The organism is Pseudarcicella hirudinis (assembly GCF_900115665.1).
Classification (GTDB): domain Bacteria; phylum Bacteroidota; class Bacteroidia; order Cytophagales; family Spirosomataceae; genus Pseudarcicella; species Pseudarcicella hirudinis.
The window spans coordinates 165,606-183,224 of the sequence record NZ_FOXH01000010.1; the positions used below are offsets into that span (position 1 = coordinate 165,606).

Annotated in this window: 17 protein-coding genes; 10 read left to right on the forward strand and 7 right to left on the reverse strand. The window is 36.8% G+C overall.

Annotation, left to right across the window (positions count from 1 at the left end):
* Positions 1 to 47: 47 nt before the first annotated feature.
* From BM179_RS16945 to BM179_RS16970, 5 genes are all read left to right on the forward strand, one after another.
* Complete coding sequence (locus BM179_RS16945; RefSeq protein WP_092018342.1) at positions 48 to 731, forward strand: TatD family hydrolase; 684 nt, start codon at positions 48 to 50, stop codon at positions 729 to 731.
* Positions 732 to 1,055: 324 nt separating this feature from the next.
* Complete coding sequence (locus BM179_RS16955; RefSeq protein WP_092018344.1) at positions 1,056 to 1,676, forward strand: inorganic pyrophosphatase; 621 nt, start codon at positions 1,056 to 1,058, stop codon at positions 1,674 to 1,676.
* A gap of 216 nt (positions 1,677 to 1,892) precedes the next feature.
* The gene (sppA, locus tag BM179_RS16960) at positions 1,893 to 3,665 is read left to right on the forward strand and encodes a signal peptide peptidase SppA (protein WP_092018345.1); all 1,773 of its coding nucleotides are present in this window, start codon (positions 1,893 to 1,895) and stop codon (positions 3,663 to 3,665) included.
* A gap of 124 nt (positions 3,666 to 3,789) precedes the next feature.
* Complete coding sequence (gene bioB / locus BM179_RS16965; RefSeq protein ID WP_092018346.1) at positions 3,790 to 4,806, forward strand: biotin synthase BioB; 1,017 nt, start codon at positions 3,790 to 3,792, stop codon at positions 4,804 to 4,806.
* A 129-nt stretch (positions 4,807 to 4,935) separates the two neighbouring features.
* The gene (locus tag BM179_RS16970) at positions 4,936 to 5,868 is read left to right on the forward strand and encodes a hypothetical protein (protein ID WP_092018347.1); all 933 of its coding nucleotides are present in this window, start codon (positions 4,936 to 4,938) and stop codon (positions 5,866 to 5,868) included.
* 57 nt (positions 5,869 to 5,925) lie between these two features.
* Here BM179_RS16970 and BM179_RS16975 read toward each other — a convergent pair whose 3' ends face one another.
* The 5 genes from BM179_RS16975 to BM179_RS16995 form a co-directional block, all read right to left on the reverse strand.
* The gene (locus BM179_RS16975) at positions 5,926 to 6,366 is read right to left on the reverse strand and encodes a GNAT family N-acetyltransferase (protein ID WP_092018348.1); all 441 of its coding nucleotides are present in this window, start codon (positions 6,364 to 6,366) and stop codon (positions 5,926 to 5,928) included.
* 78 nt (positions 6,367 to 6,444) lie between these two features.
* Positions 6,445 to 8,028: a ribonuclease Y gene (gene rny / locus BM179_RS16980; protein ID WP_092018349.1), complete on the reverse strand. Its 1,584-nt coding sequence runs from the start codon at positions 8,026 to 8,028 to the stop codon at positions 6,445 to 6,447.
* A 327-nt stretch (positions 8,029 to 8,355) separates the two neighbouring features.
* Complete coding sequence (locus BM179_RS16985; protein ID WP_092018350.1) at positions 8,356 to 8,646, reverse strand: cell division protein ZapA; 291 nt, start codon at positions 8,644 to 8,646, stop codon at positions 8,356 to 8,358.
* Entirely contained in the window at positions 8,646 to 8,957 is a 312-nt protein-coding gene (locus tag BM179_RS16990; protein ID WP_143095253.1) for a hypothetical protein, read from the reverse strand. Before BM179_RS16990 ends, BM179_RS16985 begins: the two co-directional genes overlap by 1 nt.
* A gap of 184 nt (positions 8,958 to 9,141) precedes the next feature.
* Positions 9,142 to 10,662, reverse strand: a complete 1,521-nt coding sequence (locus BM179_RS16995; RefSeq protein WP_092018352.1) for a lipopolysaccharide biosynthesis protein — start codon at positions 10,660 to 10,662, stop codon at positions 9,142 to 9,144.
* A gap of 376 nt (positions 10,663 to 11,038) precedes the next feature.
* On the opposite strand from BM179_RS16995, the gene BM179_RS17000 reads away from it, so the two are divergent.
* On the forward strand, positions 11,039 to 11,500 hold the full coding sequence (locus tag BM179_RS17000) for a hypothetical protein (RefSeq protein ID WP_092018353.1): 462 nt from the start codon (positions 11,039 to 11,041) through the stop codon (positions 11,498 to 11,500).
* Positions 11,501 to 11,739: 239 nt separating this feature from the next.
* Here the strand turns inward: BM179_RS17000 and BM179_RS17005 are convergent, their stop codons facing one another.
* Both BM179_RS17005 and BM179_RS17010 read right to left on the reverse strand, forming a co-directional pair.
* Complete coding sequence (locus BM179_RS17005; protein ID WP_092018394.1) at positions 11,740 to 12,450, reverse strand: LytR/AlgR family response regulator transcription factor; 711 nt, start codon at positions 12,448 to 12,450, stop codon at positions 11,740 to 11,742.
* A gap of 144 nt (positions 12,451 to 12,594) precedes the next feature.
* The gene (locus BM179_RS17010) at positions 12,595 to 13,557 is read right to left on the reverse strand and encodes a sensor histidine kinase (RefSeq protein WP_092018354.1); all 963 of its coding nucleotides are present in this window, start codon (positions 13,555 to 13,557) and stop codon (positions 12,595 to 12,597) included.
* A 185-nt stretch (positions 13,558 to 13,742) separates the two neighbouring features.
* Here BM179_RS17010 and BM179_RS25735 point away from each other — a divergent pair, with 185 nt between their 5' ends.
* The 4 genes from BM179_RS25735 to BM179_RS17025 all read left to right on the forward strand — a co-directional run bounded on the left by BM179_RS25735 (position 13,743) and on the right by BM179_RS17025 (position 17,544).
* On the forward strand, positions 13,743 to 13,874 hold the full coding sequence (locus BM179_RS25735; protein ID WP_262503428.1) for a hypothetical protein: 132 nt from the start codon (positions 13,743 to 13,745) through the stop codon (positions 13,872 to 13,874).
* Between the two features lie 104 nt (positions 13,875 to 13,978).
* Positions 13,979 to 14,548, forward strand: a complete 570-nt coding sequence (locus BM179_RS17015) for an RNA polymerase sigma-70 factor (protein WP_092018395.1) — start codon at positions 13,979 to 13,981, stop codon at positions 14,546 to 14,548.
* 74 nt (positions 14,549 to 14,622) lie between these two features.
* Positions 14,623 to 15,654: a FecR family protein gene (locus BM179_RS17020; RefSeq protein ID WP_092018355.1), complete on the forward strand. Its 1,032-nt coding sequence runs from the start codon at positions 14,623 to 14,625 to the stop codon at positions 15,652 to 15,654.
* A 21-nt stretch (positions 15,655 to 15,675) separates the two neighbouring features.
* On the forward strand, positions 15,676 to 17,544 hold the full coding sequence (locus BM179_RS17025) for a hypothetical protein (protein ID WP_092018356.1): 1,869 nt from the start codon (positions 15,676 to 15,678) through the stop codon (positions 17,542 to 17,544).
* The last annotated feature ends 75 nt before the right edge of the window (positions 17,545 to 17,619 follow it).

The following is a 17,619-nucleotide window of genomic DNA, read 5'->3' on the forward strand; positions in this document are numbered from 1 at the left end:
CGAATTGATCAGAATTCAAGAAAATTGTAAATATCCTGTCAGCAGAGATGCCGCTCTTCATCGATATTCATACGCACCAATTGACTGTGGAGGAAAATGGCCTTCGTATTCATAACCTTGCGGTTAATCAGCCGGGTTTTTGTGCAGATGAATATTTCAGAATATATCACACAGAAAGATTCTTTTCAGCAGGAATTCATCCCTGGTTTTTGCAGAGAGAATTGGTTGGAAAAGGAATGGAGATTTTGGAAAATCTACTTGAAAACCAGCAGATTTTAATGGTTGGTGAATGTGGGTTGGACCGTATAGTTTCTATTGATTTTGAATTTCAGAAAGAGGTTTTTATTCGTCAGATTCTGCTGGCAGAAAAACTGCAAAAACCATTGATTATTCATTGTGTAAGAGCATTTCCGGAGTTAATTGCTATTAAAAAAAGGTTAAATGTGAAGGTTCCGATGATTGTTCATGGATTTAATAATAACTTACAGATCTGTGAGCAATTAGTAAAAAATCAATTTTATATCTCACTGGGAGCTGCCTTACTCAACCCCGGCTCGAATGCTTCGAAAGCCGTCTGTACAGTTCCGTTGAATCAGTTATTTCTGGAAACTGACGACAAAAATTGCACAATTTCGAGTATATTTGCAGTAACCTCAGAGTATTTAGGGCTTTCTATTGAAGATTTACAAGAAGCTATTGCTCAGAATTTTAGAAAAATCACTGAAATTTAATCAATAGCCATAAAACAGTACTTTCAAATAGATTTTCAGAAAAAACCTGCTGAAAAATTTCAGAATGATAGTTTAAGGTAAATTTGTTTAAAAATTCTTTAAGTCCTGTCAGGCCGGAAAATTGAGATTCCTTTCATCAGGAAATCCATTGGAATCTGAAATCCCGGGTCTTTCGTTTTTATGAAGAAGAGAGAAAAGAAAACTGCTAAAATAGCCGTTCCCAAATCGAAAAAAGACAACCTGCCAAGCCAGGAAAATAAAATAATCAATACGGAGTTTACCTCAGCGGCAAATAACCAACGCCCCATTACAACAACTATATCAATGCAAAGAAACTTTTTTAAGGCACATCCATGGCATGGTATCCAGATTGGAAATAATATGCCAAACGTCGTTACAGCATTTATCGAAATTGTCCCTACCGATACCGTCAAGTATGAAATAGACAAAGAAACCGGATATTTGAAGATCGATCGTCCACAGAAATTCTCAAATATTGTTCCTTCTCTTTACGGTTTTGTTCCCCAGACTTATTGCGGTGACCGCACTGCTGACTTTGCCCGTGAAAAATCAGGGAAAGACATCGCAGCCGGAGATGGTGATCCCTTAGATATTTGTGTCCTTTCAGAAAGAGCGATTACCCATGGTGATATCATTTGTCAGGCTATTCCAATCGGCGGAATCAGAATGATTGATAAAGGAGAGGCTGATGATAAAATTATTGCTGTTCTGAAGGACGATCCGATTTATGGCAAATGGAGAGATATCTCAGATTGTCCTAAAGATGTTGTACAACGTTTAAGACACTATTTTGAGACTTATAAGTTAGTGCCGGGCGATATCAGCAGCCACAATGTAGTTGACATTGACGAAGTTTACGGCCGGGATGTAGCGCATGAAGTAATTTTAAAATCAAGAGAAGATTACCGTAATATTTTCGGTTAGTAATAATTCAAAAGAAGGATTTTGGAAAAGGGGAAACTCTGATTCGAAATCCTTCTTTAATGTTATGGTTCTTTCAAATGTTCCCGCACCCATTTATCCTCCAAAAATTCCCTTCAACATAAATACAAAGTTTTGAAAAGCCATCAAATTATTTTTGAATTCTAATCAGTTATTTAGCTACATTGTAGGCTAAATTTTAACCAAAGCTTTTAAATCATGTTACAATTCTTAAAATATGTATTTGCTACAATTGTCGGACTTATTTTGTTTACAGTTGTGGCAATAGTCCTGCTTCTTGGTGTGGGAGCCGCCATTGGCTCATCTAAGGAGTTGGTTGAAGTAAAAGAAAAAACAGTACTCAAACTGGACCTTGACAAACCTATCGTTGAAAATGTTGCTGAAGATGAAAATCCTTTGAAAAACCTGACTTCTTTCTCAGGAAATGCTGAGAAGATAGGTCTTGTTCAGATCAAGGACATTTTGAAAAAGGCTGCTTCTGAAAAAAATATAAAAGGGATCTATCTTCAGGCTCATTACCCGATGGCCGGATATGCTCAGGTTGAAGAAATCAGAAATGCCCTTCTTGAGTTTAAAAAATCAGGTAAATTCATCTATAGCTACGGAGAAGCCTATTCTGAAAAAGGATATTATCTTACTTCAGTTGCCGATAAAATATATCTGAATCCTGCCGGAGGATTAGATTTTAATGGAATTAGTGTGGAATACACTTTCTTCAAAGGCACTTTGGATAAATTGGATATAAAACCGGTTGTTTTCAGGGTTGGAGAATACAAATCTGCCGTTGAGCCATTTATCAGAGAGAATATGAGTGATGCCAATAAGGCACAAACTACTTCATTCATCAATTCAATCAATAATTACGTTTTCTCAAACATTGCCAAAGCCAGGGGTTTAAATGTAGATGATCTTAAAAAAGTTGCAGATGACCTGGCTGCCTACAAACCTTCAGGAGCACTTTCGAATAAATTGATTACAAATGTTGGTTATTATGATGAGTTTGAATCTGATCTGAAAAAAGAATTGAAACTTAATAGTAAAGACGAGATAGAATTTATTAATTATTCGAAATTTCTGAAAGTAAAAGCTTCTGACGAAGCTTCTGAATCGGAGAATAAAATTGCCATTGTGGTAGGAGAGGGTGAAATTGTTGGTTCGAAGGGAGGAGATGGAACAATTGGCTCTGATGATTTTGTGAAAGAATTGAAAAAAGCCCGTGATGATAAAAAGGTAAAAGCCATAGTCTTAAGAATTGATTCTCCGGGTGGTTCTTCTCTGGCTTCAGATGTCATGTGGAGAGAAGTGGAATTGACCAGAAAGGTGAAACCTGTCATAGCTTCTATGGGGGATTATGCGGCATCGGGTGGTTATTATATGGCAATGGCAGCTGATACCATTGTTGCACAGCCAACTACCATTACTGGATCAATCGGAATTTTTGCTCAGTTCTTTAATTTTGAAAACTTCCTGAAAAATAAATTGGGAATTACGCACGACAGAGTTACAACAAATGCTCATTCAGATTTTCCTTCTGTGACCCGTGAACTGACGGATTTTGAGAAAAGCTGGTTCCAGAATTCGGTTGATCAGGGTTATGAGACTTTTACAGGAAAAGCAGCGAAAGGTCGTCATATGAGTATTGAAAAGTTGAAATCACTTGCGGGAGGAAGAGTCTGGACAGGGATTGAAGCTAAACAAAATGGTTTGGTTGATGTTTTAGGAGGGGTACAGGATGCAGTGAGAATTGCCGCTAAAAAAGCCAGATTGAAAGAAGGTGATTATGGGGTAAAATACTTCCCGAAACCAAAGTCATGGTATGAAGCATTGATGAATAATGCAGAGGAAGAAACAGAAGCTAAATTACTGCAATCACAATTCGGCGAGCTTAGCCCGTACGTAAAAGAGATCCGGAAATTAAAATCTCGTGAAGGGATTCTGGCGTTGATGCCGTATAAAATGGAACTGAAGTAATTAAGAACATAAAATTTAAGGTTTCAACAACTAATAAGGACTTCTAAGTTTGTCAAACTGGGAAGTCCTTTTTAATTTTGATAGCTTGTTAAAATGCGATTTGGCAAATCGCCTTTGAAAAATTATGATAAAGAATAACTGGACAAGAGCCGAAATCGAAGAAATTTACAATTTACCATTTTTAGAATTGGTATATCGTGCCGCAACGGTTCACCGTCAATATAATGATCCTCAGGAAGTACAGGTAAGCACGCTGCTTTCTATAAAGACAGGAGGTTGCCCTGAAGATTGCTCTTACTGTTCTCAGGCAGCCCGTTATCATACAGATGTGAAAGTACAGAAATTAATGCCTTTAAAGGAGGTTCTGGCCGCAGCTGAAAGAGCAAAAGATGCAGGGAGTTCACGTTTCTGTATGGGAGCAGCATGGCGTGAGGTCCGTGACAACCGTGATTTTGACAATGTATTGGAGATGGTCAAAGGTGTTAATGAAATGGGTATGGAAGTTTGCTGTACACTTGGAATGTTAACGGAAGAACAAGCCAATAAATTGAAAAATGCGGGATTATATGCCTATAATCACAATGTTGATACCAGTGAAGAGCATTATCAGGATGTGATCTCTACCCGTACTTATGACGATCGTTTAAAAACGATTGATAATGTAAGAAAGGCAAAGATTTCAGTTTGTTCAGGTGGAATCATTGGTTTGGGAGAAACGGATGGGGATCGTGTCGGAATGTTAATGACCTTAGCAAATATGCCGGCTCATCCTGATTCAGTACCGATTAATAACCTAGTCCCGATTGCAGGAACACCGCTTGGAGATCAGAACCCGGCTACTATCTGGGATATGGTAAGAACTATTGCTACTGCCCGTATTCTGATGCCGAAATCAATGGTACGCTTATCCGCAGGTCGCTTGGAAATGTCTTATGAAGGACAGGCATTCTGTTTTATGGCAGGAGCTAATTCTATTTTCTCAGGAGATGTATTATTAACGACACCGAATCCGAATGAGAAATCAGATAAAGAATTATTTCAGATTTTGAGTATTAAACCAAGGGAAGCATTCAAAAATGAAAAGCAGCAGCCAGGTGTTGAGTTTCAAATGATTCCGTCAGCTATGGAAGCTTTGGGATAACCGGATACTCATTGATATAAATAAAATGCAATGCTCAGGCGTTGCATTTTTGTTTTTTAGTGGTGACAAAAGGCCGAAATACAGTCTTAATTCCTAAACTTCATAATTTAAATATTTAAAATTTCTCAAATGAAAAAAGTAATCCTTTCATTATTAACAATCATTTTTGTCTATTTCACAGGATGTGTAGGTCCGGCTCCGGAACCTGTTGCACCAACAAACGAATTGCCTGAGGCGGATGGTAAACTGGTTATTGAATTTACAGATCCTAACTTAAATGTAACTCCGAGCATTACTGCCGCAACAGGGGATAATGTGACGATCTCTCTGAACATCAAAAAGTCTCCGGATGGAGGAAAACCCAGATATCTTGAGGTATATGTAGCTGACGAACCGAATAAAAGAGGAACGAGGGTTTTTGACGCTATTAAACTAAAAAATATCGATGATCAGACCAAGACCATAGAATATACAATTTCAGCCAGTACAGGGAAGAATTATATGTATTTTGAAGTACTGGATAACAATGATAAAAGAACCAGAAAGCAGATTACTGTAAATATTGCCTCAAACGCTCAGATAGCTTCATGGAGTGGAATTGCTTTAGGAGCACAGACTAATAGCCTGGGATCAAGATTATCTTCTTCTACAGGCGATGTTTACCGTGTTTGTGATTTGGATTCGAATATCAGATATGTGGATATTACTTATGCGGCAATTGGTTCTCCGGTTACTAAACCAACAATCCTCTCAAATCCCCGCAGAGCGGTTGATGGATTATCTACTACCATTACAGATTCTAACTGTGCCGGATCAAGCTCAGGAGGAGGTTCTGCAACTTATTTTGTAGCTGCTCCTGCAAACACTGATTTTACCGGTGCTACAGATGCAAGTCTGGCAGCGCTGACAGTCTCTTCTTCAAATCCGCAGGAAGTTATAGTAGAAGCTGGCAAAGTATATGCTTTTCTGAATGGAAGAGGTAAAAAAGGGTTGATCAGGATCAATTCGATAGATTCAGGAGTTTCCGGGAAGGTAGTTTTTGATGTCAAAGTTCAGATGTAATAAAATAGGGTATTTGCAATAAAAAAGCGATTCCGGTTTGATTCCGGAATCGCTTTTTTATTGAAGCACTTTTCTCATTTTCCAATGCTGGATTTCTCCGAAAAGAAGGTAGGATTCAGCGATAATTTCGTAACCGATATGCTTATAAAAGGCAACCGCATTTTCTCTTGCATCCAGTACAATTTCCGTCATTCCTCTTTCAAGGGCAATGTTTTCAAGATACTGCATTAATAGTTTTCCTATACCTTTTCCCTGAGCATTTGCAGAAACGGCAACGCATCTTACCTGTCCTTGTTCCTGTGAGTTAGTTTGCATGCGGGCAACGCCGAAAACTTCTTTTGTTTCTTCATCAATAGCCATTGCATGATCTGCCTGGTCTTCATCTGTCAGTACCTCACTTCCTTTAAGTTGTCCCCAGGGTTCTCTTAAGATGGTGAAACGAAGATTATAATAAAGCTCCCATTCTGAGGCTGTTTCGGGTTTTCTGATAGAGATCATATAAGCGTCGATAAAAAGAAAAAGACGCAGATTCTGATGATACCATCCAAACCTGCGTCCTTAACCTGAATTGTATAATTATTTTGCGTAATTTACCGAGCGCATTTCACGGATTACCGTTACTTTTATCTGACCCGGATATTGCATTTCTTTTTCAATTTTCTGTGAAATATCATAAGATAGCATACTTGCTTTTTCATCGGTTACATTGTCAGAATCAACCATGATTCTCAATTCACGTCCTGCCTGAATGGCATAACATTTCTGTACTCCATGGAAGCTTGTAGCAAGATCTTCAAGTTCTCTCAGACGTCTCATATAGGACTCCATCATTTCACGTCTTGCTCCCGGACGTGAGCCTGAAATGGCATCGCAGACCTGGATAATCGGAGAAATCATTGAAGTCATTTCTATTTCATCATGGTGAGCTCCGATTGCATTACAAACTTCCGGGTTTTCCTTGTATTTCTGAGCAAGTTCCATCCCCAGAATAGCATGAGGTAATTCCGGTTCTTCATGCCATACTTTTCCAATGTCATGTAATAATCCGGCTCTTTTAGCCAGTTTTGCATTTAAGCCTAATTCTGCCGCCATTGTAGCACAAAGCTTGGCTACTTCTCTTGAGTGCTGAAGAAGGTTTTGTCCATATGAAGAACGGAAACGCATTCTTCCAACCATCTTAATCAGTTCAGGGTGTAAGCCATGAATACCAAGATCTATCACCGTTCTTTCACCGATTTCAATGATTTCTTCGTCGATATTCTTCTTGGTTTTAGAAACAACCTCTTCAATACGGGCAGGGTGAATACGACCGTCCTGAACCAATCTGTGCAAAGATAGTCGGGCGATTTCACGACGAACCGGATCAAAGCCGGAGATAATGATAGCTTCCGGAGTATCGTCAACGATAAACTCAACGCCTGTCGCTGCTTCCAGAGCACGGATATTTCTACCCTCACGACCGATGATCTTACCTTTTACGTCATCAGATTCAATGTTGAAAACAGATACACAGTTTTCAATGGCATTTTCAGCAGCAGTTCTCTGTATCGTTTCAATAACGACTTTCTTTGCTTCCTTGGTAGCGGTAAGCTTAGCTTCTTCGATGGTTTGTTTGATGATAGACGAAGCCTTGGTTTCAGCTTCTCCTCTCAGGGCATCTACTAATTGCTGACGAGCCTCATCCGCAGATAATCCAGCGATTTTTTCCAACTGAGCAACCTGAGAAGCCAGCATTTTTTCTGCTTCATCTTTCTTTCTGTCAGCTTCTTCAGTCTTACGTTTCAGATTTTCTTCCTTAGCAGTAAGTGATTGTTTCTGGCTGTTTAATTCAGCTTCCTGGCGCTTGCTTTGCTCTGCGGTAAGTTGTAGAGTTCGTTCACGTTCTTTCAGTTTTTGTTCATTCTGAACTAAAATCTGTTTCTTTTTATTTGATTCATCTTCAAACTCAGCACGAAGTTTCAGGAATTTTTCCTTGGCCTCTAAAATTCGGTCTTTCTTAATATTCTCTGCAGAAATTTCGGCATTCTTGATGATGTCATTTGACCGGGCATTAGCTTCGGCTTCGACTTTTTGAAAATTTTTCGAGAAAATCATTTTTCCCGCAAAAATCCCACCAATTAACGTAGCTAAAGGGAGAAAAATCTGGAGTAGGTCTGACATTTTATTATATCGTTGTTTTTAGTAAAAAAATAAACTAAAACAGACAATTCAAAATGCCGATAAGAAGTGATTCAGTTGCAGGAAAGATAATTCTTTTATGATAATATGTTTATTTATCTAAGTGTTTATCATTTTTATGACAACTGTTCCGGTTATAAGTTTAAATTAGAAGCGGGAATGGAAAACCAGTATATTCCCAGATAACTTATAATTATTTACATATAACTCAATAAACGAATACGAGAGAAAAGATTGTCTGAGCAGGTTCATTTAACGCCGGAATCTGAAATTCCGGGAAACCGGTAAAACAGAGTAATTGAAATTTTATCAGTTCACCACCCTGTCGGCTAATGTTTCAATTTCCCCTATTTTGGCCATAACCGTCTCTTTTACTTCGGTGAGATTATCATTAAATTTTAAATTATCCACAACATAGTCTAATGAAACCAATGCCAAAAGACGATCCGGATCATGTATTCCGGTGTGTGTTCGATAATAATCTATCCGTTCATTAATCAACGTTTTTGCTTTTCGAACATATTCTTCTTCTTCCGGTCCTACCTGAAGAGAGAAGTCATGAACGCCAATACTTATTTTACAGGTAACTTTTTCTTTCATCAGTTACTGAGTTGATTAATACACTTTTCTATTTCTAAAATATATTCGTCTAGTTTTTCCTTCAATTCGGCAGTATTGCCTGTAGATTTGAGATTGTTAGATACAATCTTAGTAAATTTCTCTGATTTTTTAAAGTTTTTTATATATTCGTTTAATTTTTTGTTCAATTCAGAAACTTCTTTATCCTTTTCCGCCAAATTTTTACGAAGTTCTTCATTTTCACGTTCCACTTCTGCCAATCTGTTTTTTTTCAATTCAAAAGCCATGACAATTCTTCTCAGCTTGGATTCCAGGCTGCTGAACTGATTCATGATTTCGAAGTCGATCATTGTTGTTAGACAAATTTTTGGAAAATTGAACAGGTATTTCTACCGCAAAATACAAATTTCTAAACTTTATTCGAATAAAGTGCATTATGTGACCGCAAAAAGAATGTTTTTATTGAACGGTCATATTGATCCACTTTCTCTTAACTACATTTGCCCCTGATCTCAGCTATCTTAAAAAAGCATATTTCTCTCTGATTTTCAATGGAATAACTGTTTTTCTTTCCACTAAGACTATCCCCAGAATATACAATGTGAGAATTGTCAGGTGATAGACAATTGAAACAAATAAATTTGAAATATGAATCTGACTATTAAAATAAATTAAAAGACCCGCTGAGGCAATATAGCCAAAAGCGGAAATTGTATCATAAGGCATTGGTGCAAATTTCTGGCCAAGTAAATAACATACTGCCATCATAGCGAAACATGATATTAAAAATGTATAGGCACAGCCCATATACCCTAATACCGGGATTAAAAGAAGGTTCAGAATAATTGTCAGTCCGGCACCGAGAAAGGTAATTAATGTTCCGAAATAAGTTCTGTCTGTTGTCTTGAACCAAACCGAAAGATTATAATAAATTCCCAGAAACAGGTTTGCCAGCAAAAGTACGGGAACAACACCTATTCCTTCACTGTAAATATCTTTGTTAAGCAAAAATGCGTCCAGAAAATCAAGGTTAAGACTTACTAACAGCCATAAAAATACACAAACTATTATAAACCATTTCATTACGTTGGAAAATATTTTCGGAGAATTTCTGTCTTCTGCCTTTGAGAAGAAAAAAGGTTCTGCCGCAAACTTAAACGCATTGATTGCCACCAACATAAAAATAGAAAGTTTGTAACAGTTTCCGTAAATACCCAGGGCTTGTTCTGCCGTCCGGTTAGGATAAAAGTTGTCAGGAAGGATATGTTTAAGTAATAGAATATCAGTTCTTCCGTTAATGGTGCTGGCTAGTCCCATAATCATAATAGGATAACCATATTCCCAAAGTTTCTTAAAAACAGTAAAGTCGAATCTGAAATGGAAATCAGAAAAAAGTTTCCATAATAAAGGTATCAGAAAGATATTGGCAATCAGGTTGGCAAGTATGATATATCCTGCGCCGATTTCAGGAAAATAAATGTGCGAAATGAGGGGTTTCAGAAATGTCAGGTATTTCCCTTCATAGATATCTTTGCAAAAAATCAGGAAGAATACGTTAAAAAAGATATTGATGAAAATATTGATCATTCTTGCCTTGACAAACTGGAGGGGTTTTTTCTCCAGACGCAATCTGGCAAAAGGAATGGCCATAACACTGTCGATGGCCAGTGCCATAACGAGCCAGGTCATAAATATTTCCTGATCCGGATAACCCAGCATATTCATAATCGGGGTGGAAAAACTGATCAGGATGATTGATAGAATAATAGAAGTAAGTATAAGAGCACTCAAAATGAGGTTGTAATACTCCATTTTGTTTTCTTTGGAAGCGAACCTGAAAAAAGTTGTTTCCATTCCGTACGTGTATAATACGGCAGCGATACTAAGCCAGCCATATAATTCGGTATTAACTGAGAGTTCTTCCGGTAAAAATACTTTAGTGTGGATACCAACCAGTAAAAAGTTTAGAGAACGCCCGACAATGGTACTGATTCCATATAAAGCGGTTTCTCCGGCTAATTTTTTTAATACAGACATTTTTAGAGTTTTAGGAGTCCCTTGTTAGGGTTTGAATAAACTTCCCGGCAAAAGTATAAAGTGCAAAGTTAATTCTTTGGAAAGAAATAATCTTTAATAGTTAAAAACATCTTGGTTATGTAAATTGCACAATATTAAGATTTCGGATGAAATCTGTGTAAAACAACCTGGTAAAGTGGTCCGGATTAAACCAATTATTCTAAATTTCCTCACCAGAATCCGATAACGGGCTTTACTGAACATTTTATTTGTTGAAATTGCATTTTATTCAGATATTATCTTAAAATAACCCAAAATAAATCACATTGCTAATTTACGGTGGAGATATTTTACGTCTTTACTGTAAAGCAGTTAAACTTTAAACATTTATTCTCTAATGAAAAAAATATGCTCTCCGGCCTTAATAACCGTTATTATTGCTTTGTTCTCATTGAAATCTAACGCACAATCAATCAGTTATTACCCTTTTAATTCTATTCTTTCGGTGGCAACCAACCCTTCAAACGCACTTTGGGCAGATTTCCGTTTGCAAATGAATTCAGCAACTTCTACTTTAAATACTGAGGTGGCTCCTATGATAAATGTTGCTTTTACAAGAAATGCTAATTTTTATGTTGGCGGCGGAGTTAATTTTGGTGTGCTGGGTTATGTAGTGAATAAAGACAAAATTGTAAAAGGATTTTTTGGAAGTATAGGGACTAGGGCATACCCATTTGAAAAAGCGCAGAGAGTTGGTATAAACTTTGAATTATCTCCTTATGTTGACAGAAATGGAGAAAGCGGACTTTTGAGAGCCTGGTTTGGGGTAAGCTATAATTTCGGACGTTCAAATAACTAGAAAGAGAATAAATTTCAGGAATCTTCTCTTTTTATAAATACAAAAAACAACATAAACAAGGCAGCAAATAAGAATGGAACCAGGAGAATAGAAGCCAAAGATCTGAACATTTTGCCCTTCATGTTAATTGAGATTTAAATTTTGCCTTTTGACAGTTCTCACTGCCGAAGGATTAATTTGGTATAGAAAATATTTTAACAATAAAAAAGGTCTTGTTTCCGCATGAAACAAGACCTTTTTTATTGGCCGATGGCTTTGAAAAAATCTTCTGAATAATGCTCACTCACCGGGATTTGGGCCGTACCGATTTTTATTTTCAGATTTCTGATTGACTCGATTTTATCCAGGGAAATAATGAATGATTTGTGAACCCTGAAAAATCCGGCAGAAGGAAGCTTCTCTTCAATTCCTTTCATGGTCATTCGGGTAATAACAGGTTTGGCAGAACTGTTTACATGAATTTTAATGTAATCTTTGAGTCCTTCAATAAACGTTATTTCATTAATCTTAATCTTCACCAGAGAGTAATCTGCGTTGACAAAAATCGAATCTGAAACAGGTTCAACGATTTCAGCGGTTTGTTTGCCAGATCTTAAATTGTATAACTCATAGGCTTTATTTACAGCTTTAAGAAACCTCTCAAAATCGATCGGTTTAAGCAGATAATCAATTACATCAAGGTTGAAACCTTCTAAAGCATATTGCTGATAAGCTGTTACAAAAATCACCATAGGACTGTTTTTCAGACTCTGGAGAAATTGTACGCCTGTAATTCCGGGCATTTGAATGTCAAGAAAGATCAGGTCGATATGCTCTTTTTGAAGAACATCTACCGCCTCAAAAGCATTTTTACAACGCTTAATCAGATTCAAAAAAGGAATTTTCTGAATATTATCCTCAAGTAAATCAAGGGCGAGACTTTCGTCATCTACTGCGATACAATTTAACATATTCTTTAAGTAAAGTCTGGGGAAAAAACTCAGCTTTTGGGCTTTCACTCCAAAAATAGTGTGTAACTCCTGGTTTTCAATATGAGCGGGAAGAAATGGCATATAATCAAAGGCACATAAAGCTAAAAATTGCCTGAGATCGTTTTAATCATTACCAATAATCAAAGTAACCTCGTACCAGTCTTCCTGTTCACTGATAATCAGATTATGGCTTTCAGGATAGAGTAATTCCAATCTTCGTTTTACATTATTCAGGCCAATGCCGGAGCTTCCGTCTTTTGTTTCCTTGAATTGATGATTAAATTTATTCCGAACCATAAATACAAGTTTGTGATCTTCCACACCAAGGAATACTTCTATCAAAGGCCTCTCAATCATGCCGACCCCGTGTTTAAACGCATTTTCGACAAAAGGGATGAGTAGCATCGGTTCGATACTTTTATCTTCTGTAATAAGCCCATGCTCAAATTTTACCTCTACATCATCTCCGAATCGGATTTTTTGAAGCTCAATATAACTTTGCAAATACTTATATTCTCTTTGTAATGAAACTTTTGCATCGTCAGATTCGTACAGCATATAACGCATTAATTCCGATAATTTTATCACTACTGGTTCAACCATCTGAGGTTTTCTTCTCGACAATGAAACAATACTGTTCAACACATTAAACATGAAATGCGGACTGATCTGTGATCTCAGAAATGATAATTCTGATTTTAATCGTTCATTTTCACGTTCTTTTCTGAAGTCTTCCTCCTGCAAGTTATCTGAAAGAATCCTGTAGCTGGTACTGATGGCAAGAATAAAAAGGATTTGAAAGGCAGTTCCGAAACCTGGCAATATACGATAGTTAATACTGTCATTAAGAAGAAATTGTCTCAGAAAGGAATTAAACAAAATCAATAGAAAGATGGTAGCAATAATCGAAATACAATACATGTAAAATCCTTTTATTTTCAGGATTTTCGGAATCAGGAAATTGGTGTTGAAATAAAAGAAGGGGATGTTTGTAAGACTTAGTACCGAAAAGTAATAAGTCGGAATTACAATTTTAGGATTATAATTATTAGCAGTCGGAGCCTTTAACAAGTAAGGCAAAGCCATAATGAATGTCCAGAAAATGACATGCAAAAGTAAAATTTGATTCCTTGTTAATTTATAAGTAGTCACTTGTCTGCGCTATGAAGATGATCTTAAGAAAAATAAAATGATTTCTATGATTGTTTATGTGTAATTTTCAACAAACATACTTAAAGATGTTTGCCTCAGCAATATAAGACTACAACGAAATGGATTTTGAAGATGAATACCTGATTTCCATAGATAAGACCAATTGGTTATTGAACCTGAGAAGACCTCTTTTCTCTGATATGCTTCTGATTTTCGGGAATTTATTCAAAATAATACCTGAAATAAGATAGGGGATATATTATTTTTAATTGTCTTTAGTAACGAACCTGTGAAGTTTCATTAAGGAATTGTATTTTTGCAAGCGAATTAAATGGTAAACCTCTTTTTTAAAGTTTTGCAAATTTCTGAAACTGATATTCTAAATGAAATCCAACAGGGCAATGAGCGTGTTTTCGAAATGATTTTTCGGAAATATTATCAGTCTTTGTCGAATTATGCCTTCAGTTTTTTGAAGGATATGGACGATTCTGAGGAAATTGTTCAGGGGGTGTTTCTAAAACTTTGGGAACAAAGAGAGAGTATTGAAATCTCGGTTTCTTTAAAATCGTATTTATACAGGGCAGTTCATAATACTTGCCTTAACAGAATTAAACACCTGAAAATACAGGATGTTTATAAAGAATACAATGCGGAATTTCTTGAGGAAACATATGATTCTGCAACGGACTTACTTTATAAAAACGAACTTGAAAAGCGGATTGCTGATGCTTTGAATAAGTTACCGGAACAATGCAGATTGATTTTCAAACTGAGTAGATTTGAAGAACTCAAATATCAGGAAATAGCAGATCAGCTGGGACTTTCCATAAAAACGGTCGAAAATCAGATTGGTAAGGCCCTCAGGATTATGAGAACAGAACTTTCAGATTATCTCATTATTTTATTGATTATACATTTTTTTTAATAAATTAATCACAGATATTTTAACATTTTAGCAATCCGGCCACTTTAATATTTATTGAGGTTTTAAAATTAAGAATGAAGATTACTCCTGAAAATATAGACGAACTTTTGGCAAAATACTTTGCTGAGGAGGGTGAACACTCTGAAAAAGAGTCTGTAGATGAATGGGTCGCTTCTGATAAAGCCAATCTTGATCTCTTTGAGAAGAGCGAAAAAGTATGGGACCTCAGTAAACAGTTGAAATCAGAGAGAACGGTTGATGTGGATGCGGGCTGGATGAAATTGAAGTGTTGTTTGTCTGACAAAAAAGAGCCTGATAATGAGGGTGTTGTTATGGAAGATAAACAGCCTCAGATTATTAGCCTTGAAAGAAAAAGAAATGTATTCCCTCTTTTCAGAATTGCTGCCGGAATATTACTGGTTTTAGGCATGGGATTAGCGGCCTATTATTTTACCCGTCCTCAACTTACCGAACAACTTACTTTTGCTACAAAAAATACTTCCGGAGAGAAAATACTTCCGGATGGCACCGTTATATTCCTGAATAAAAATTCCCTGATTTCATATCCTGCTTCGTTTGACGGAGATATCCGGGAGGTGAAATTAACAGGGGAGGCTTTCTTTAATGTAAAAAGAGATGAAAAGCATCCATTTATAATAAAAGCAAACGGAACAGAAATAAAAGTACTGGGAACTTCCTTTAATGTAAAGGCATATAGTTCTAATGTAGAAGTAGTAGTAGAGTCAGGAAAGGTACAGTTCTCTAAAAATACACAGAAAGTTCTTTTAATTAAAGGGGACAAAGCAGTGGTCACTGAAGGGAAAGACTTTATTGAAAAATCTGAAAATACTGATGAAAATATTTTAACCTACAAAACGCAGAAGCTGATCTTTGAAAAGACTTCATTAGAGCAGGTTGCACTTACGCTGACAGAAGTTTATGGGGTTCCGGTTACTTTGAGCCCTAATTTAAAAAATTGTAAACTGACTGCTACTTTCGAAAAAGAGAAATTTGAAAGCATTCTTGACGTTATAGCAGAAACACTCACCCTATCGATCGACAAGAAAGACAATCAGATTTATCTTGATGGGAAAGGTTGTGAATAATTAATCCCCCATTCTTAACCAATGACCAACTTTTTGCAAATTCTACGCAAGATTACATACCCCGGTCATTTCATTGCTGTTTTTCTATATTTTGCCTCCAATAGTTATGCACAATCCGGCTTATTAGACAAGCCTGTTACGGTCAAAGCTTATAATGAGCGCCTTACAAATATTCTTGACCTGATTGCTGCTCAGGGGAACTTTAACTTTTCATATAATTCAAATCTTATTGAAGACCGAAGGATTGATTTGACCGCTGTTAACAAACCAGTCAGGGAAATTCTTAATGTTATTTTTAAGGGTACCGTTAGTTATAAAGTCCGCGGAAATTATGTGATTTTGATAAAAGTCAGATCTAATGAAGAAAGGAATATCAGTTTTTTTGTAAGTGGTTATGTCGTTGATGATGAAACAGGTAGTGCTTTATCAGATGTCAGTATTTTTGATAAGGTTAATTTGTATTCTGCGTTGACGAATAAAAATGGCTATTACAAAATTAAAGTCCACTCGCAGGACCTTCCTGTGAAGCTGATTATTGAAAAGACCTCCTATGAAAAACAATTTCTGTGGATAAGATCAGCTAATAATGACTATCGTGATTTTTTCTTGAATCCTGAGATAAAACCCCAGAATGAGCAGGTTTCTCTCCCTTTCGATGATAATTCAACGGATTTTTTATCAAAACCGGATACTTTAAAGCCGATTGACCGGATTTCTGAGATTACACCTTTGCCAAGAAATCAGGAAAATGGCCCTCCGGACTTGCTGGATATTCCATTACCGGAACTTTATTACGATTCAGTCGGATTGGGCGAAAAGCTGAAGAATCTGGTTACAAGGTTTTTTACCCAAAAGTCCCAGCGAATCCATGCCCATAACTTATCTGATACCCTTTACAGGAATTTTCAGTTATCATTATTACCATTTATCGGGACAAACCGGATGCTTTCTGGAAGTATCGACAACAGAATATCAATAAACCTTATTGCGGGCTATTCCGGAGGAGTTCGAATGGTCGAGTTTGGAGGCGTTTTTAACTTTGTGAGGAATAATGTTTCAGGAACCCAAATGGGTGGTTTTTCCAATATCGTTGGCGATAACGTAGAAGGAAATCAGTTTGCCGGGTTTGGAAATATTGTCGGAGGAATGTTTACAGGCCGTCAGTTTGCCGGATTTCTGAATGTTTCGGGAACATTTAGAAAAGGCCTTCAGATGGCTCCTTTAAATATCGTATTAAAAGAGTCTAACGGTTTACAGATGGGGGTTGTAAATTATGCTACTAAAATCGGTTTAACAGGTCATCAGGTAGGATTATTTAATCTTGCTGACTCTGCCGAAAGAGCGCCGTTTGGTCTGATCTCCATAGTCAGGAGTAATGGATACAGGCGATTTGAATTGAGTACAGATGAAAATCGTGCGGCAAATCTGTATTTCAAAACCGGAATTAAACAGTTTTATAATATTTTTATGATTGGGATTAACCCGATCCGCACACTGCCCACTGCTGATCTGGGTTATGGCATCGGAAGGGCATACCGTCTGGGAAAAGCCTGGATGTTCAATACGGATATAGTGGCTCATTTTTTTGCTGAAAATGATTATGGTGAGCATTTCAATACCGGAGGGCTTTATCAGATTGATTTTGGTTTTGAGAAACAGATTGCCCGAAGAACAGCTGTTGTCTTTGGACCCTCCCTGAAATTTATGTCCCTGAATAATGAAGATTTGCCTTCATGGCAGACCAAACCATTTAAAGGAATTCCTCCATACGACTCCATCCTTTCCGGAAGGGATTATACTTTTTGGATAGGAATCAACCTTGGTTTGAGAATTATGCAGAAAACAAGAATTCCGAAATTCAACAGAAAGCAAAATAGAAGCTACAATTAATAACTTTGCGCATAAATTTTATAAATTCGGAACCTGAATAAATCAGGAAGGAATAAATATTTCTACAGTTTTATT

Bases quoted from the DNA above. Each gene is read 5' to 3' on its own strand.
- BM179_RS16945 (WP_092018342.1), top strand. From the start codon at position 48: ATGCCGCTCTTCATCGATATTCATACGCACCAATTGACTGTGGAGGAA.
- BM179_RS16955 (WP_092018344.1), top strand. From the start codon at position 1,056: ATGCAAAGAAACTTTTTTAAGGCACATCCATGGCATGGTATCCAGATT.
- sppA (WP_092018345.1), top strand. From the start codon at position 1,893: ATGTTACAATTCTTAAAATATGTATTTGCTACAATTGTCGGACTTATT.
- bioB (WP_092018346.1), top strand. From the start codon at position 3,790: ATGATAAAGAATAACTGGACAAGAGCCGAAATCGAAGAAATTTACAAT.
- BM179_RS16970 (WP_092018347.1), top strand. From the start codon at position 4,936: ATGAAAAAAGTAATCCTTTCATTATTAACAATCATTTTTGTCTATTTC.
- BM179_RS16975 (WP_092018348.1), bottom strand. From the start codon at position 6,366: ATGATCTCTATCAGAAAACCCGAAACAGCCTCAGAATGGGAGCTTTAT.
- rny (WP_092018349.1), bottom strand. From the start codon at position 8,028: ATGTCAGACCTACTCCAGATTTTTCTCCCTTTAGCTACGTTAATTGGT.
- BM179_RS16985 (WP_092018350.1), bottom strand. From the start codon at position 8,646: ATGAAAGAAAAAGTTACCTGTAAAATAAGTATTGGCGTTCATGACTTC.
- BM179_RS16990 (WP_143095253.1), bottom strand. From the start codon at position 8,957: ATGAATCAGTTCAGCAGCCTGGAATCCAAGCTGAGAAGAATTGTCATG.
- BM179_RS16995 (WP_092018352.1), bottom strand. From the start codon at position 10,662: ATGTCTGTATTAAAAAAATTAGCCGGAGAAACCGCTTTATATGGAATC.
- BM179_RS17000 (WP_092018353.1), top strand. From the start codon at position 11,039: ATGAAAAAAATATGCTCTCCGGCCTTAATAACCGTTATTATTGCTTTG.
- BM179_RS17005 (WP_092018394.1), bottom strand. From the start codon at position 12,450: ATGTTAAATTGTATCGCAGTAGATGACGAAAGTCTCGCCCTTGATTTA.
- BM179_RS17010 (WP_092018354.1), bottom strand. From the start codon at position 13,557: ATGGCTTTGCCTTACTTGTTAAAGGCTCCGACTGCTAATAATTATAAT.
- BM179_RS25735 (WP_262503428.1), top strand. From the start codon at position 13,743: ATGGATTTTGAAGATGAATACCTGATTTCCATAGATAAGACCAATTGG.
- BM179_RS17020 (WP_092018355.1), top strand. From the start codon at position 14,623: ATGAAGATTACTCCTGAAAATATAGACGAACTTTTGGCAAAATACTTT.
- BM179_RS17025 (WP_092018356.1), top strand. From the start codon at position 15,676: ATGACCAACTTTTTGCAAATTCTACGCAAGATTACATACCCCGGTCAT.